This is a genomic window from Paraburkholderia sp. 22098 (assembly GCF_052045935.1).
Lineage (GTDB): Bacteria > Pseudomonadota > Gammaproteobacteria > Burkholderiales > Burkholderiaceae > Paraburkholderia > Paraburkholderia caledonica.
Genome location: NZ_JBQEPV010000004.1, coordinates 175,609 through 192,509, shown reverse-complemented (window position 1 = coordinate 192,509; position 16,901 = coordinate 175,609). Strand labels below are relative to the sequence as shown.

The 16,901-nt window shown below is 63.2% G+C and carries 10 protein-coding genes; 6 read left to right on the top strand and 4 right to left on the bottom strand.

What is annotated here, in order from left to right:
* The first annotated feature begins 73 nt into the window (after positions 1-73).
* Positions 74-562: a metallophosphoesterase family protein gene (locus tag ACTJLB_RS10145; protein WP_114196815.1), complete on the top strand. Its 489-nt coding sequence runs from the start codon at positions 74-76 to the stop codon at positions 560-562.
* Positions 563-736: 174 nt separating this feature from the next.
* On the opposite strand, the gene proP is transcribed toward ACTJLB_RS10145, so the two are convergent.
* The 3 genes from proP to argA form a co-directional block, all read right to left on the bottom strand.
* A complete protein-coding gene (gene proP / locus ACTJLB_RS10140; protein ID WP_440783162.1) occupies positions 737-2,206 on the bottom strand; it encodes a glycine betaine/L-proline transporter ProP in 1,470 nt (489 codons plus the stop codon).
* 740 nt (positions 2,207-2,946) lie between these two features.
* Positions 2,947-3,222: an oxidative damage protection protein gene (locus ACTJLB_RS10135; RefSeq protein WP_027775455.1), complete on the bottom strand. Its 276-nt coding sequence runs from the start codon at positions 3,220-3,222 to the stop codon at positions 2,947-2,949.
* A gap of 113 nt (positions 3,223-3,335) precedes the next feature.
* Positions 3,336-4,724 (bottom strand): amino-acid N-acetyltransferase, encoded by a 1,389-nt coding sequence (gene argA, locus ACTJLB_RS10130; RefSeq protein ID WP_020065469.1) that lies wholly within the window; start codon positions 4,722-4,724, stop codon positions 3,336-3,338.
* Between the two features lie 23 nt (positions 4,725-4,747).
* Between argA and hrpA the strand changes: the two genes are divergently transcribed.
* The gene (gene hrpA, locus ACTJLB_RS10125; protein WP_440783161.1) at positions 4,748-9,169 is read left to right on the top strand and encodes an ATP-dependent RNA helicase HrpA; all 4,422 of its coding nucleotides are present in this window, start codon (positions 4,748-4,750) and stop codon (positions 9,167-9,169) included.
* 265 nt (positions 9,170-9,434) lie between these two features.
* Here the strand turns inward: hrpA and ACTJLB_RS10120 are convergent, their stop codons facing one another.
* Entirely contained in the window at positions 9,435-12,305 is a 2,871-nt protein-coding gene (locus ACTJLB_RS10120; RefSeq protein ID WP_440783160.1) for a YadA-like family protein, read from the bottom strand.
* A 574-nt stretch (positions 12,306-12,879) separates the two neighbouring features.
* Between ACTJLB_RS10120 and ACTJLB_RS10115 the strand changes: the two genes are divergently transcribed.
* The 4 genes from ACTJLB_RS10115 (at position 12,880) to ACTJLB_RS10100 (ending at position 16,802) form a co-directional block, all read left to right on the top strand.
* Positions 12,880-13,899: a YVTN family beta-propeller repeat protein gene (locus ACTJLB_RS10115; RefSeq protein WP_020065472.1), complete on the top strand. Its 1,020-nt coding sequence runs from the start codon at positions 12,880-12,882 to the stop codon at positions 13,897-13,899.
* A gap of 63 nt (positions 13,900-13,962) precedes the next feature.
* Positions 13,963-14,958, top strand: coding sequence for a sterol desaturase family protein (locus ACTJLB_RS10110; RefSeq protein ID WP_020065473.1), 996 nt, complete (start codon positions 13,963-13,965; stop codon positions 14,956-14,958).
* 149 nt (positions 14,959-15,107) lie between these two features.
* A complete protein-coding gene (locus ACTJLB_RS10105) occupies positions 15,108-15,941 on the top strand; it encodes an EI24 domain-containing protein (RefSeq protein WP_020065474.1) in 834 nt (277 codons plus the stop codon).
* A gap of 30 nt (positions 15,942-15,971) precedes the next feature.
* Positions 15,972-16,802: a competence/damage-inducible protein A gene (locus tag ACTJLB_RS10100; protein ID WP_310355740.1), complete on the top strand. Its 831-nt coding sequence runs from the start codon at positions 15,972-15,974 to the stop codon at positions 16,800-16,802.
* Positions 16,803-16,901 lie beyond the last annotated feature (99 nt).

The following is a 16,901-nucleotide window of genomic DNA, read 5'->3' as shown; positions in this document are numbered from 1 at the left end:
GTGCTTGCGGGCGACCGCCTTCGTGCAACGAGGCTAATTGCGACCAGACTCGAGCTTCACGGATACTGTCGTCATGACTTCATCTACTCGCCGCGCGCCGTCGAGCCGCATCGGCCTCATCTCCGACACGCACAACCTCGTGCGTCCCGAAGCGCTCGAATACCTCGCGGGCTGCGACGCCATCATTCACGCGGGCGACATCTGTAACGAGGCCGTGCTCGAGGCGCTCCGTCAGATCGCGCCGCTCACCGTAGTGCGCGGCAATAACGACACCGGCGAGTGGGCCGCGTCGCTGCCTACGCATGCGACGCTCAACGTGCAGCAGGTCGCGATACTTGTCGTGCATGACATCGCCGACGTGCCAGCCGATCCGCGCAACGACGGTATCGGCGTGGTGGTGACCGGCCATTCGCATAAGCCGTCGATCACCGAGCGCGACGGCGTGCTGTTCATCAACCCCGGCAGTGCGGGGCCGCGGCGCTTCAAGCTGCCGGTGTCGGCGGGCATCCTGACGGTCGAAGGATCGCGCGCGCAGGCGAGATTCGATCTGCTGCTGAAATGAAAACGGGCCGGCAAATCTGCCGGCCCGTCGTACGCCTACTTTCGATGTAACTGGGATGCCGCGCGGTGAGTCGGCTTCGCTAGCGCGATTACTGCAATCAAGCCTGATACCGCGGTTAGCGGCGACTCCCGAAGGAATCGTGTCGCGTCACCGCGGCTACCGCGCCGCAGTCAATCACGCACGCGCCGTAGCAGTGGCTGCGTAGCGTTCGTCCATCTCTTCGGCTTCACGTTCGCCGCGCAGTACTGCGTGCGCTTCGGCGCGCGTCGCCACGCAAGGGCCCGAGCCGAGCAGCGGCTTGCGGGCGGTTTCGCGAAGCGCCATGACGGAGACGATACCGATCAGCGACGCGCCCATCAGGTAGTACGCAGGCATCATCAGATTGCCGGTGCGGTCGACGAGCCACGCGGTCACGAACGGCGTCGTACCGCCGAACAGCGACACCGAGATATTGAAGCCGATGGCCAGCGCGCCATAGCGGATCTTGGTCGGGAACAGCGCCGGCAGTGCCGACGGCATCACGCCCGTGAAGCACGACAGCAGCACGCCGAGAATCATCAGGCCGCCGAACACGGGCACCAGCGTGCCCATGCGGATCAGCAGCAGGGCAGGGATCGACAGCGCGAACAGACCCACGCAGCCGAACAGCATCACCGGCTTACGGCCGATCGTGTCGGACAGACGGCCGGCTGCGAGCGTCATCGGCATCATCAGTACCATCACGAGCAGCACGATGAAAAGGCCGTGCGATTCGTTGAAGTGCAGGGTGGCCGACAGGTAGCTCGGCAGGTACGAGAGCGCCATGTAGTCGGTCACGTTGAAGATCAGCACGAGGCCGACGCACAGCAGCAACGGCTTCCATTGCTGCATGAGCAGATTGCGCAGCGACTGCTTCGGCACCGCCTTGTCTTCGGCTTCGCGTTGTTCGGCCTGCTTCTTGAACGCGGGCGTTTCTTCGAGCTTCATCCGGATATAAAGACCCACCAGGCCCAGCGGACCGGCGATCAGGAACGGCACACGCCAGCCCCACGACAGCAGCGCGTCGTTCGACAGCGTCGCGGTCAGCACCGCAACCGTGCCTGCGCCGAGCACGTAGCCGATCAGCGTACCGAACTCAAGGAAGCTGCCCATGAAGCCGCGCCGCTTGTCGGTCGAAAATTCGGCGATGAAGGTGGCTGCTCCGCCGTATTCGCCGCCGGTCGAAAAGCCTTGCACCAGACGCGCTACGAGCAGCAGCGCCGGCGCGAGGATGCCGATCGAGCCATAGCTCGGGATCAGCCCGATCGCGAACGTGCCGATCGCCATCATGATCATGGTCATTGCGAGTACGCGCTGACGGCCGATGCGGTCGCCGAGCGGCCCGAACACCATGCCGCCGACCGGGCGCACGAGAAATGCGGCGGCAAACGTGCCGAACGTGGCGATCAACTGGGCGGAAGGGCTCGACGACGGGAAGAACACTTTGCCGAGCGTGACAGCGATGTAGCTGTACACGCCGAAATCGAACCATTCCATTGCGTTGCCGAGCGCCATGGCGCCGACGGCACGTTTGAGGAGCGAGTTGTCGACGACGGTGATGTCGTCGAGAGAAAGGCGCTGTTCTTGTTTGTGATGTCGCCAGAAGCCGTTGCTGGAAGCGGTCAAGGTAAAACTCCGATGACTGCGACGAAACTCATGATGCGTTCCGCCACGGTTGCTGGGAAGTGCAGTTTCGCAAACGGGGCGATGGCGTTCTTGCGCCGCGAAGGCGAAAGAGTGGGCGCGCGTCGGAAAAGAAACGCGAAAGCGCGGCAATAGCAGCAAACGCCCGTGCCTCGCGAGCCAGGTCGCGAAAAAACACTCGATTAAATTGTGTTAACTGTTGCACCTGCGTGGCCGTGGAGGGGGGCAGATGCATGAGGACGCAGACGGCTGGAGGCCGGACCTACGCCACTGGAAGGCTTGAAACGAAAAAGGCCGGTGCTTTATTCGCCACCTGAATGACCCTTGGATGACCGAAGGGCGACTTCAAACCGCGATACGACCGACAAGCCTTCTTGTATAAAAACTGTTCCATCGCGATGGACTCACGCAGTGCAGGCACATGGCGGGTCGCAAGGTCAGAGAACGCGAATGTAGGTGAATTGCTGTTGGAACGACGCACATGTTAGCACGATGACAGAGGATCGTGCAAACCCGGTTTTGGACCCGCGGTCTGGCGAAGGCGCTCGATCCCTTGCGGGGCGGGAGATTCCGGCGATCGAGACGGTCTCGAAAAGACGTCTGGAAGAGCACGAAATGTACCGTTCGGAGAGTTTGCGCGACAGGCGGGGGACGAAAAAAATCCGCGCACCTGGCGCGGATTTCGTCGCTACTGCTGCGAGTGCGGAGCACTCGAATTGCGCTCACTCAGCCGGCGGCGGCACGTAACCTTGCGCCGTATCCGCGCCTTCGCCGAAGAAGAACTTTTCGGTCTGCTTCATCAGATACTGTCGCGCGCGCGGATCAGCCATGTTCAGACGGTTTTCGTTGATCAGCATGGTTTGCTGCTTCAACCAGGCTTGCCACGCTTCCTTGGAAATGCTTTCGTAGATCCGCTTGCCGAGTTCGCCCGGCAGCGGCGGGAAATCGAGGCCTTCGGCTTCCTTGCCGAGCTTCGCGCATTGAACCATACGAGTCATGCTGTGCTTCTCCTGTGTCGACCGGAGTGAATGCTTCGGCACTCACTCCAGTCCCATAAAAAATAATTACCGTAATCGATACGAGGACGGGCGGTCGCTTTATATGGGGCCGCTCAGAGCTGTTTCATCAGCACGAGCGATTTGCGCTGCCAGTTGTACAGTCGGCGGCGGTCTTCGGGCAGGTCGTCGACCGTGACCTTGACGAAGCCGCGCTTGAGGAACCAGTGCTCGGTACGCGTGGTGAGCACGAAAATGCGCGTGAGCCCGCGGGCCCGCGCGCGTTGCTCGATGCGTTTGAGCAGGCGCTCGCCGTCGCCGGTGCCCTGCGCTTCGGGCGCGACTGTCAGGCAAGCCATTTCGCCGATGCGCTCCTGCGTGTACGGATACAACGCCGCGCAGCCGAACAGCACGCCATCGTGCTCGATCACCGAGAAATGGTCGATGTCGCGCTCGATCTGATGGCGGCCGCGCCGCACCAGTGTGCCGTCCGATTCGAGCGGCTCGATCAGCGCGAGAATGCCGCCGACGTCGTCCGGCGTTGCTTCGCGCAGACTTTCGAGGTTCTCGTACGAGATCATCGTGCCCACGCCGTCGTGCAGGAACAGTTCGAGCAGCAGACTGCCGTCGAGCGCGTAAGGGATGATGTGCGCCCGCGCCACGCCGCCGCGGCATGCGCGGATCGAATGCTTCAGATAGAAGCCCGCGTCGCCGGTGACTTCGCCGCTTTCGTGCAGCTTGTACGCGTCGTCGAGCGACAGTTCGCGGATCAGTTCGGTGCCGTCTTCGCCGGCCTGCATGAGGCCGGGCGTTTCGGTCAGGAACACGATCTTGTCGGCGCGCAAGGCTATGGCGGCAGCCGAGGCGACGTCTTCCATTGCGAGGTTGAACGCCTCGCCGGTGGGCGAAAAGCCGAGCGGCGACAACAGCACCAGCTTGCGGCTTGCGAGCGAATGGCGGATCGAATCCGCGTCGATCTTGCGCACCACGCCTGTGTGCGCGAAGTCGACGCCGTCCAGAATGCCGACTGGGCGCGCCGTCACGAAGTTGCCCGAGACGACGCTGATGTGCGCGTGCGCCATGGGCGTGTTCGGCAAGCCCTGGCTGATGGCGGCCTCGATATCCAGACGCACTTCGCCCGCGGCTTCTTTCGCGGACTCGAGCGCGCGGGCGTCGGTAATGCGCATGCCGTGCGAAAACTCCGACTCGACGCCGTGCAGACTCATCTGCTCTTCGACCTGCGGCCGGGAGCCGTGCACGAGAACGATCTGGATGCCCATGGCCTGCAGCAGCGCGATGTCGGACACGAGCGCATTCAGGAGCCCCTGATGCACCACTTCGCCGCCGAAACCGACAACAAACGTCTTATTCCGGAACGCGTGGATATAAGGGGCGACTGAGCGCATCCAGTCGACGAATTGCGCGTGCTGTGCGAGGTTTTCCGTTGCTCCGGCGGGGGCCGGAACGCTCGCGGGCGCGGGGACGAGGTCGGTTTGGGAATTCATGCCGGGGATTATAATGCGCCCCCATGTCGAATGTACCCAAAAGTCCCGCCGCGGCGAACGAGAATGCGGCGCCGGCCGCCGATCAGGCGAACTCTGGCGACGCGCAGCGCCGCCACGAAAAGGACGCGAACCGAAGCAACCCGGACGCGCCTCGCAAGGCGCGCGAGCCGCATCGTGCCGGCGAACGCGCACAGGCGTCTTCCAACCAGAAGAATCCGTCGCGCACGGCGAAAGATGTCGAGCGCGCTGAGCCGCCTGGCGAGACGCGAAGCGCACCTGAATCGCGTGAGCGGGGCGAACAACGCAAACAACGCGGCGAACAACGCGGGCAGAGCGCGCAGAGTGACCAGCGCGACCAGCGCGGGCAGCCGGAGGCTGGAAAGCCATCGCGCCAGCAACCGCCCCGTGAACCGCGCGCCCCACGTGAGGCGCGCGTGGTGCAGCCGAATCCGGTTCCGCCGATCACTTTCCCCGAAGCGCTGCCGGTCTCGGCCCGCCGCGACGAAATCGCCAAGGCGATCGCGGAAAACCAGGTGGTAATCGTGTCGGGCGAAACCGGCTCGGGCAAGACCACGCAGTTGCCGAAAATCTGCCTCGCGTTAGGGCGCGGCCTCGGCGCGGGCGGCTCGGGCTTGATCGGCCACACACAGCCGCGCCGTATTGCCGCTTCGGCGACGGGCCGGCGCATCGCCGAGGAGCTTGGCACGCCGTTCGGCGAAGTGGTCGGCTACAAAGTGCGCTTCACGGACAATCTGTCGCCGGGTGCATCCGTCAAGCTGATGACGGACGGTATTCTCCTCGCCGAAACACAGACTGATCCGCTGCTCAAAGCGTATGACACGCTGATCATCGACGAGGCGCACGAGCGCAGTCTGAACATCGACTTTCTGCTCGGCTACCTGAAGGAAATTCTGGTCAAGCGCCCTGATCTGAAGCTGATCGTGACGTCGGCGACGATCGACGCCGACCGGTTCGCGCGCCACTTCGGCAGCGAGGAAAAGCCCGCGCCGGTAATCGAAGTGAGCGGGCGGCTTTACCCGGTCGAGGTGCGCTACCGTCCGATCGAAGAGGACAGCCCCGCCGTGAAAGCGGCGCAGGGTACGTCAGGCACCTCGGGCGGTCCGGCGTCGCGTGAACGTGCGAAAACTCCGCGAGAGACCGGCAAGGAGCGCGACCGCGATCTGATGGAAGCGATCGTCGACGCCGTCGACGAACTGTGCCGCGAAGGCCCCGGCGACGTGCTGGTGTTTTTGCCTGGCGAGCGTGAAATCCGCGACGCCGCCGAGGCGCTGCGCAAGCATCATCCGCCGCACACGGAAATCCTGCCGCTGTTCGCGCGCCTCTCCGCCGCCGATCAGGAACGCGTGTTCCGCACCTCCAACGCACGGCGCATCGTCCTCGCGACGAACGTGGCGGAGACGTCGCTCACGGTGCCGGGCATTCGCTACGTGGTCGATACGGGACTCGCGCGCGTGAAGCGCTATTCGTATCGCAACAAGGTCGAGCAGTTGCAGGTCGAGCCGATTTCGCAGGCCGCCGCAAATCAGCGGGCAGGGCGGTGCGGGCGGGTGGCCGACGGCATCTGCATTCGCCTGTATGACGAGAGCGATTACCAGAGCCGCGTGCGCTTCACCGATCCGGAGATTCTGCGGTCGTCGCTCGCGTCGGTAATTCTGCGCATGAAGTCGCTGCATCTGACGGCGATCGAGACGTTCCCGTTCATCGAACCGCCGCCGGGCCGCGCGATCGCCGACGGCTATCAGCTGCTGAACGAACTCGGCGCCGTCGACGACGACAATCAGCTGACGCCGCTCGGCCGCGAACTCGCGCGTTTGCCGCTCGACCCGCGCGTCGGCCGGATGATTCTCGCCGCGCGCGATCAGCAATCGCTGAAGGAAGTGTTGATCATCGCGAGCGCGTTGTCGGTGCAAGATCCGCGCGACCGGCCGATCGAGGCGCAGGAACAGGCCGACCAGGCGCATCGCCGGTTTGCCGACGAACGCTCGGAATTCCTGCAGTGGCTGAAAATCTGGAACTGGTTCGAAGAAGCGATCGCGCACAAGAAATCGAACAAGCAGTTGCACGAGGAATGCCGGAAGAATTTTCTGTCGCAATTGCGTCTGCGCGAATGGCGCGACGTGCATTCGCAACTGCTGACGGTGGTGCGTGAACACGGCTGGCGTCTGAACGAAGCTGAAGCGACTTTCGAGCAGATCCATCTCGCGCTGCTGACCGGTCTCCTGGGCAACATCGGACTGAAAGCCGACGATGAGCCGTACTACCTCGGCGCACGCGGCATCAAGTTCTATCTATGGCCGGGCTCCGCGCTCGTCAAGAAAGCGGGCAAGTGGGTCATGGCCGCGGAACTCGTCGAGACGAGCCGTTTGTACGCCCGCTGCATTGCGAAGATCGAGCCTGAATGGATCGAAAAAATCGGCTCGCATTTGCTGAAGAAGTCGCTGTCAGAACCGCATTGGGAGAAGCGCGCGGCGCAGGTGTCGGCCTTCGAACGGGCGGTTCTGTACGGGCTGCCGATCTATCACCGGCGGCGCGTGAGCTTCGGCAAACAGGACCCTGCGCGAGCGCGCGAACTGTTCATTCGCGGCGCGCTCGTCGAAGGTGAGTTCGACACCAAGCTCGGATTTTTCGCGCACAACCGCAAGCTGCTTGCCGACATCGAGCAACTGGAACACAAGTCGCGCCGTCAGGATGTGCTCGTCGACGACGAACTGATTTTCGCGTTCTACGATCAGGCGCTGCCGAAGGGGATTTACACCGGCGCGTCGTTCGAGCGCTGGTATCGCGATGAACTGAAGAAAAGCGGTCAGCCCGAGGACAAGTTGCGCCTGCTGTATCTGTCGCGCGACGACCTGATGCGGCACGAAGCTGCCGGCGTGACGACCGATCTGTTCCCGAAACGGATGACGATGGCGGGCGTCGAAATGGCGCTCACCTATCACTTCGAGCCGGGTTCTCCGCGCGACGGCGTCACGCTCGCCGTGCCGCTCTATGCACTCAATCAGGTGGACGCGCGGCGCTGCGAATGGCTCGTGCCCGGCATGCTGAAGGAGAAGACGCAACTGCTGCTCAAGTCGCTGCCGCAGAAGCTCCGGCGTCACTGCGTGCCGCTGCCGGAATATGCGGCCGGTTTCGTCGACCGGCATGGGCCGCCGCGTTTTGGTGCTGGCGGTTTGCTCGAAGCGTTGATCGCCGATATTCGCGAGCAGAAGCAACTGATGCTGAAACAGTCCGACTTCAAGCTTGAGACGTTGCCGCCGCATCTGTTCATGAACTTCAAGGTCGTGGACGAACACGGGCGGCAGCTCGCGATGGGGCGCAACCTGTCGCAGCTACGGGCGGAACTGGGTGGCCAGGCCCAGCAGCACTTCCAGAAGATTGCATCGAGCGCCGCGGGCGCGGCGCTGGCGGACGCGGCCGGTTCGCGGACGGACGGAGCAGGAGTTGGTGGAGCGCCGCGGACGGCGCCTGCATCCACCGGTCAGGCACAGCGAGGGAAGGGCGCGGCTGCGTCGGCGCCGCAGACGCCGTCGCAGGGTAGCGCAGGTAGTGCGGGTAGTGCGGGCGGCACGGCGTTGTACGAAAACCTCATCACGTGGAATTTCGGAAAGCTGCCGGAGTTGCTCGAAATCCGTCGCGGCGGGCAGACATTATTTGGCTACCCGGCTCTCGTGGATCGCGGCACGCATTGCGACGTCGAGGTGTTCGATTCGCCGGATGAGGCCGCGCGTATTCATCGGGCGGGCCTGCGTCGGCTATTCGCTTTGCAGTTGAAGGAGCCGATCAAGTATCTGGAGAAAAATCTGCCGGGCTTGCGCGAAATGGCGATGCAGTTCATGACGCGCGGTACACAGGAGGAGTTACGTGATCAGCTGATCGACACCGCGCTCGATCGCGCCTGCCTGCAGGACCCGCTGCCCGACGACGATGTCAGTTTCCATACGCGCCGCGATGAAGGACGTAGCCGGCTGACGTTGCTGGCGCAGGAGATTGCGCGGCTGGTTGGACAGATTCTCGGCGAATACGCGTCGGTACTGAAGAAGCTGGTGCAGGCGAAGTCGTTCACGGCTGCGCACGCGGACATGCAGAATCAGCTCGACGCTCTGATCGGCAAGCGATTCGTGGTGGACACCCCGTACTCGCAGCTCACGCATTTTCCGCGTTATCTGAAGGGTATTGCGTTGCGGATCGACAAATTGAAGGCTGATCCCGCGCGCGACGCACGGCAGTTCGCGGAATTCCAGCCACTGCTGCAGAACTATCAGCGAGCGGTCGCGCAGCGCGGCGGCGTGCCCGATGCACGTCTGTCCGAGTTCCGCTGGCTGCTCGAAGAGTTGCGCGTTTCGCTGTTCGCCCAGGAGTTGCGCACGCCGATGCCTGTGTCGGTCAAGCGGCTTTACAAGGTGTGGGATTCGATGCAGCGGTGAGTCGTGGGGGGCGTAATACGTGGCTGTGGCTTGGGTGTTTTGGGGGCCGCAGCGCATGCCGGGCGCTTCCTGCGCTTTCCTCGCCTTCAACCGCGCTGAACAAAAAAGGCGCGTGACACCCGTTTCTTATGGAGCACGGGTGTCACGCGCGAACAGGCGCAATCCGGCGCTGGACTTACGCCGACCTGCTGACTCCATATTCAGCGCCGCGATGCACGGCGCGCTGCCGGACCGGACGCCAGCGCCCCAGTCCGGCAACACTCGCTTACCAGTGCACACCCGCACCGATCGATGCGCCGATCTGGCCACGCGAGTCCGTACTGCCTTGCAGCTTGTAGACCCACTTGCCCGTCTCCGACAACTGCGACACGCCGATGGCAAGCGCTGACTGGCCGCCATAGGTGCCGCCGGCCATCGCGACCATGCCGTGACCGGGCAGCACAGCTTGCGGCAGACCGACCATGGCTAAAGCAGATGCGGTGCCGCCGTACGAGTCGCGTCGAGCTGAGCGGATCTGGTCGTCGGTGTAGTTGCGCGCCTCGCCGACCGCGCCGCTCGCGCTCTGCTGCAACTGATTGACGTTGACTGCGTCCGTGCCTTGCACGCCGGCTGCGACATTGGTGATCTGGCGCTCCTGACCCGCGGCGCCGACGGACACCGTATTCGCGCGATCCGCGACCGAGCCTTGGCCCAAGGCGACGGAATTCGTGCCGCTAGCAGTGGCAGCCGCGCCGAGCGCAGTCGCGTTGTTGCCGCCTGCGATGGAATTCGCGCCGATTGCGGTGGCGTTCACGCCGGTGGCCTGCGCGCTCGCGCCGCCCGCGACCGAGTGCACGCCCGACGACACGGCACCTTCGGTGTCGCGATTACCTTCGCCGCTGAAGAACGGATTCGCTGCGTTGACCACGGCGTTGTTGACGGCGCCGGTGATCGCAGCGTTCAGTTGACCGACGTTGACGGCATCGGAAGCGTCGACGCCTGCGGCGACGTTATGGATCGTGGTGCCGCCGCTAGCGGCATTGCCACCCAGCGTGACGCTGTTTTTGTCGACGTTGCCATTGGCGTCCTGGTCGTACATCACCGCACCGTCGAGCTTCGCGGCGTTAGCGGCGCCCTGGTCACTGACAGCTTTCAACTGTGCGACGTTGACGGCGTCGGTATCGGCTGTGCCGGCTGCGACGTTCGTGACCTGCCGCTGGTTACCGGCCGAGCCGACCGAGACCGTGCCGGCGCGATCGGCGATGGAACCCTGGCCGAGCGCAACGGAGTTCGCGGCGACAGCGCTTGCCTGATAGCCGAGCGCGACGGAATTGGAAGCCGCCGCGCTTGCCTGATAGCCGACGGCAAGGGAGTTGAGCCCCGCCGCGCCTGCCTGATAACCGAGGGCAGTCGAGCCGTCGCCTGACGCGCTAGCAAAGCCTCCAACGGCGGTGCTGTAGCCGCCCTGCGCCTGAGAACTGGTGCCGGCGGCCAAGCTTGCATCGCCGGCGGCAAGCGCCGAGCTGCCGATGGCGACCGCATTGGCCCCGGTCGCCGATGCGTCGTCGGTGCCGTCATTCAGGCCGTTTGCCTTGAAGTAGCGCGCCGCGTTCGCACTGACCGTTTGTAACTGGCTCAGGTTGACGGCGTCGGTTGCCTGGGTGCCGGCAGCGACGTTGGTGATCTGGCGTTCGCTGCCGGCCGAGCCGACCGAGACCGTTCCTGCGCGATCGGCGATGGAACCTTGACCGAGCGCGACGGAGTTGGCGGCGACAGCGCTTGCCTGATAGCCCAAGGCGACCGAGTTGGCCGCGACAGCGCTAGCCTGATAGCCGAGCGCAACCGAGTTGGCCGCGACAGCGGTTGCCTCATAGCCGAGGGCAGTCGAGCCGTCGCCTGACGCGCTGGCAAAACCCCCGACGGCGGTACTGTAGCCGCCCTGTGCCTGCGAACTCGTGCCGACGGCCAAGCTTGCATCGCCTGCGGCAAGTGCCGAACTGCCGATGGCGACCGCATTGACCCCGGTCGCCGATGCGTCGTCGGTGCCATCGTTCAGGCCGTTGCCGTTTGCCTTGAAGTAGCGCGACGCGCTTGCGGTAGCGGCTTGCAACTGGCTGACGTTGACAGCGTCGGTTGCGTCCGCTCCAGCCGCGACATGCGTCAGGCGGCGCTCGTTGTCTTGAGAGCCGATCGATACTTCGCCCTTTGCGACCGTAGCCGCAATGGTCGTGGGATCGGCGCCAGCGGGTACATACGCGGGTTTGCTGAGGTCCGCGCCCGTTGCGGAGTGAGCGCCGAGCGCCACGCTGTTGTCAGTGGAGGCTGCGGCACCGTAACCGATCGCGACCGAGTTCAAGCCTGTAACCAGGGCCGCGTAGCCGAGCGCCGTGGAGTTCCCGCCTGAGGCAGTAGCCGACGGACCACCGGCGAAGGCGTTGTTGCCCGACGCCGTGGCCGCATAGCCCAGCGCGACACTGCCGATCGCGCTGGACTTCGCGCCGTAGCCAAGGGCGGTCGACTGCGTTCCGGTCGCGGCTGCGCCACTGCCTAAGGCGGCGCTGCCATCCTTGTCTGCGAGCGCTCCTGACCCGGCCGCGATCGAGTCGATGCCGTTTGCACTTGCCAGCACTCCCGTGGCAACCGCGTGATCACCAGCGGCAACGGCTGCGGTCCCCGTTGCGACCGAATCGGCGCCCGACGCCACGGCGCCGTTTCCTGCTGCAATCGACCGGAAACCCTCTGCACGCGCACTCATGCCCAACGCTGTCGAACCGTCGGCTGAAGCACTGGAACCCGCGCCTTGTGCGATCGAATTTAACCCGGAGGCTGTTGCCCCTGAGCCCACTGCAATCGAGTTGTCTGCCGCCGCGGCGGCGCCCGCACCTTCCGCAACGGAACTCGTACCCGATGCCGTCGCGTTCAATCCGAGCGCCACGGAGTTATCTCCGGCGGCGACTGCGAAAGGCCCCGCGGCCGTGGAATTGACGCCTGCCGCCATCGCGTTCGCCTCGCCCAATGCCGCAGCCGCCGCGACAACCGCCAGTACGACAAGCTTCGTGCGCGTAGAGCCGCGCTTGGTCTTCGCCCTTGACGTTTCGGGCGTTGCTACCCAGGTTGCCGTCGCTTCGCACCAGATTGATTGATGGATTTTGTTCACTTGTCTTGAAACTCCGCGCAGTTGTGTCGTGGCCGGAGTGGACGAAATAATCGGAGAGGGCGTCATCGCCCATTAATCAGGTGCGTGCGGAAAATATCGGCTATTAACGCGAGCCTGCCTGTCGCCATTATCTGGCTGTTGCTTTCGTGTGGTTGCCCACGCCCGGATTATCTGCGTCACACTCGAAACGTCCACGGGATTGAGGGTTGGACGATGAGCACGCGAGATTGTCGGAGCGCGCTGCGAACGGCGGAAATAAGCGAAATCCGAAAATATGCGAAACAAATCCAGCGGTCTTAAATCGATCGATTAATTTGGTTGTAAAGCGAGGCGGAATAGAGAGTAGTCGTGATTATTCCGAGTTTTAATAATGCAGAGCGGAGATTGTCTTATCGCGTCCGCGCACAAATGAGACTGACGTTTCTCCCATCGCTGCGCATCCGGAAGCAGATTCAATCGCTCAACAAGCGTCCCATCCGGCCCCTCATTTTCGGTGAGCGACACCCCGATCTCCGTCAACCGCAGGCCCGGGCAAACGTTCTACAATGACGGTCGTTCTCCGAAGTGAGTTTTCATGCGTAAATTTTTTCTTTCTGGCGTGACAGCCACGTTCGCCGCGGGCATGGCTCTCGTAGCCGCCGCAGGCGTCTTTTCTCCGGCGGCCCATGCCAACAACGTGATCGTGCTGAATTCCGCCGAAGCCACGCTGAGCCTTATCGACGAGACGACTCGCCAGGTTGTCGGCACTGTACCGACAGGCAAGGAACCCCATCACCTGATGGCGACGCCGGACAACTCGTCGCTGATCGTGGCGAACTCGGTGTCGAACAACCTGATGTTCGTCGACCCCAAGTCGGGGCAGGTGCAGCGCTGGGTCGAAAACATTGAAGACCCGTACCAGATCGGCTTTTCGCCTGATCGCAAGTGGCTGGTTACTACCGGTTTGCGCCTCGACCGCCTCGATATCTATCATTACGACGGCCAGAAGAACCAGATGACGCTCGCGTCGCGTCTGCCGCTCGCGGTCATGCCGAGCCACATGGCGTTCACGAACGACAGCAAAACGGTGTTTGTCACGCTGCAGGTCTCCGGCGAACTCGCCGCGATCGACCTGGCTACGCAAACCGTCAAGTGGAAAATGAAGGTCGGCAAGGTCCCCGCAGGGCTCTGGATGACGCCGGGCGAAAAGTATCTGCTCGTCGGCATGACCGGCGCCGACTACGTGGCCGTGGTCGACTGGCATACGCAGAAGATCGTGAAGACCATTCACACGGGCAACGGCGCGCACAACTTCCGCTCGCTCGCCGACGGCAAGCATGTCGCGGTGTCCAACCGGGTGGCAAGCACGATCAGCATCATCGACGAAGATTCGCTTACCAATGTCGGCGACATCACCGGTTTGCTGCCGGGTCCGGACGACATGGAACTTTCCGCCGACAAACGGTATCTGTGGGTAACGTTCCGCTTCGCGAAGCACGTCGGCGTCATCGACCTGAACACGCGCAAGCTGATTCAGACCATTGCGGTGGGCCGTTCGCCGCATGGCATCTATTTCTTTAATCGTGCGCCGGTCACGGCGCCGAATGGCGCGTGATAATGCTGCTATCCAAGCCGCTTTTCAGCGAGCCGCAACGATCGAAGTAACCCGACCAGCGCCATGTTCCATCTGATTTCGTCTTCCCTCGACAGCTTCGTCTCCGCGTTGCAGACGTTGCTGTATGTCGACGTGGTGCAGCCGCTGCTGTTCCACTTCAATCTGATGGACTACGACGAGGACACGTACGACAGCCTGTACTGGGTAATCGTGGGCGTCCTCGAAGTGCTGGCCATGTACGCGATCTTGCGGCCGCTGGAAGCGCTGCGTCCGGTCGAGCAGTGGGAGAACCGCAAAGCGGTGCGCGTCGACGTGATCTACACGTGGATCGCCAAGCTGGGCATTCTCAACCTGTTCTTCTTTTTTGCGCTGCAGCCGTTTTTCGACCATGTGCAGGCGTGGTTGCGTCTGCATGACATCTCGAATATCGAGTTCGACAATCTGTGGCCCGGCGTGACTACGCAGCCGCTCGTCACGTTTGTCATGTACCTTCTGGTGCTCGATTTCGCGGGTTACTGGTATCACCGCTGGCAGCACCGCGTCGGCGTCTGGTGGGAGTTGCATGCGGTGCATCACAGTCAGCAGCAAATGTCGCTGTGGGCCGACGACCGCAATCATCTGCTCGACGACCTGCTGCAGGCGTCGTTCTTCGCAGTGATCGCGCTCGTGATCGGCGTGCCGCCGTCGCAATTCGTCGTGCTGGTCGCCATCACGAATCTCGCGCAAAGCGTCCAGCACGCCAACATTCGCCTGTACTTCGGCTGGCTCGGAGAGCGTCTGCTGGTCAGCCCGACGTTCCATCGGCGCCATCATGCTATTGGCTACGGTCACGAAGGTCTGAAATACGGCTGCAATTTCGGCGTGCTGTTTCCGTGGTGGGACATGCTGTTCCGGAGCGTGTCGTGGAGCCGCGAGATGGAGCCGACCGGAATCAGCGACCAACTCCAGGGCCGCGTCTACGGCGAAGGTTTCTGGGCGCAGCACTGGCTCGCCTTCGCGCGCATCGGCCGGCGTCTGTCGGCACGGCGGCGCAATCAGGGCGGTGCGACCGCAGTCTGAGCCTGACGGTTCGTTTCTCCGCCCGCCGCCGGTTTCCCCGGCGGCGCGTCACGTGGTTTATGCTGTCCACGTTCGCGCTCGAGGTCCGCATTCTGTGACGGCGCGCCGCTTCCTCCATTTCATCGTTGCATTCACCGGCACTGGCTCGCATGAATGATCTGTTGCGCTCGTTCGGGCGCGCGCTCGCAAGCGCGCTCCACCCGCGCATGCTCTGGCTGACCTTCCTGCCGTTCCTCGCGGCAACAGTCGGGTGGGGCGTGATCCTGTGGTTCTCGTGGCAGACGCTGATCGGCGCGACGCGTGGCTGGCTCGAAAGCTGGTCGTTCACCGTCACGCTCTACCATCTGTTCGACTCGCTTGGTTTTTCGGGACTGCACGCGGCTATCGCGCCATTCCTTGTGATTGCCATGACGATCCCGCTGATCGTCGTCACGGTATTGCTGCTGATCGCCACGCTGTCGATGCCGGCCGTGATCCGCTTCCTGTCGACTCGCCAGTTCCCAGGCCTCGAAATGCGTCGCGGCGGAACGTGGTACGGCAGCGTCGGGCAGGCGCTGTGGACGACGCTGGTATGTCTCGTGCTGCTGATCGTCACGCTGCCGCTGTGGCTGGTCCCGCCGTTTTTCGCGTTGATTCCGCCGCTGCTGTGGGGCTGGCTGACCTATCGCGTGATGACCTACGACGCGCTCGCTCTGCACGCGACCCGCGACGAACGGCGTGCGCTGGTTCGGCGTTTCCGCTTGCCGCTGCTGTTGATCGGCGTCGCGAGCGGTTTGCTGGGTTCGTTGCCGACGCTGTTGTGGGCATCGTCGGTGTGGCTGATCGTGTTATTTCCGGTCATCACCGCGGTGACCATCTGGATTTATGCATTCATCCTCGTGTTTTCGGCGCTGTGGTTCGGCTACTACTGTTTGCGGGCACTGCAACGCATGCGCGCGGACGAGGCAGGGGGCGTGCGGCAGACTGCGCCGGTTCCTTATTGATCAACAAACGACATAACCAAAGAGGCGGCAATGGCATTTGGCGTCATCATCATCGGCGATGAAATTCTGTCGGGCAGGCGCGTCGACAAGCATTTGCCGAAAGTCATCGAACTGCTGGGCGCGCGTGGCTTGTCGCTCGGCTGGGCGGAATATATCGGCGACGACCCGCACCGCATTACCGCGACGCTGCGGCGCACTTTCGACTCCGGCGATATCGTGTTCTCGACGGGCGGTATCGGCGCGACACCGGACGACCATACGCGTCAATGTGCGGCGGCCGCGCTCGGCGTGCCGCTGGAATTGCATCCGCAAGCGCAGAAGCTGATTCAGGAGCGCATTCGCGACATGTATCCGGCCACCGCAGCGACGCCGCTGGACCTGAATTCGCCCGAGAATCTGCATCGTCTGAATATGGGCACGTATCCGCAGGGCGCGGAGATTATTCCGAACGGCTACAACAAGATTCCGGGCTTCTCGATTCGCGAGCACTATTTCGTGCCGGGCTTCCCAGTCATGGCCTGGCCGATGATCGAATGGGTGCTGGACACCCACTACGCGCATCTGCATCACGCCATGCCGCACGCGGAAAAGTCCTTGCTCGTGTTCGAGCTACCCGAGTCGCGCGTCACGCCGCTAATGGAAAAAATCGAACACGATTTTCCTGGCGTGCGCGTGTTCAGTTTGCCGAGTGTCGGCGACGCCGAGCGCGGGGGCGTTTATGCGCGTCATCACATCGACCTGGGCGTGAAGGGCGAGCCGGAGGCGGTTGCGGCGGCGTTCGTGAAGCTGCGAGAAGGCGTGCACCTGCTGGGCGGCGACATCGTCGAGCACGAGGCGGCAGCGGCGAAGCCCCGCGCCTGAGCTTCGCCTGCGCGCTATGAATTTGCGACCGCGCTTGCCGCGCGGATTCGCATTGAGCGGTGCGCAATTGCCCTTATGCAATCGCCCTCACGCAATCGC

Excerpts from the sequence above, each read along its gene's own strand:
- ACTJLB_RS10135 (WP_027775455.1), bottom strand. The coding sequence starts at position 3,222 with ATGACTCGTATGGTTCAATGCGCGAAGCTCGGCAAGGAAGCCGAAGGC.
- ACTJLB_RS10105 (WP_020065474.1), top strand. The coding sequence starts at position 15,108 with ATGAATGATCTGTTGCGCTCGTTCGGGCGCGCGCTCGCAAGCGCGCTC.
- ACTJLB_RS10115 (WP_020065472.1), top strand. The coding sequence starts at position 12,880 with ATGCGTAAATTTTTTCTTTCTGGCGTGACAGCCACGTTCGCCGCGGGC.
- hrpA (WP_440783161.1), top strand. The coding sequence starts at position 4,748 with ATGTCGAATGTACCCAAAAGTCCCGCCGCGGCGAACGAGAATGCGGCG.
- argA (WP_020065469.1), bottom strand. The coding sequence starts at position 4,724 with ATGAATTCCCAAACCGACCTCGTCCCCGCGCCCGCGAGCGTTCCGGCC.
- ACTJLB_RS10100 (WP_310355740.1), top strand. The coding sequence starts at position 15,972 with ATGGCATTTGGCGTCATCATCATCGGCGATGAAATTCTGTCGGGCAGG.
- ACTJLB_RS10110 (WP_020065473.1), top strand. The coding sequence starts at position 13,963 with ATGTTCCATCTGATTTCGTCTTCCCTCGACAGCTTCGTCTCCGCGTTG.
- ACTJLB_RS10145 (WP_114196815.1), top strand. The coding sequence starts at position 74 with ATGACTTCATCTACTCGCCGCGCGCCGTCGAGCCGCATCGGCCTCATC.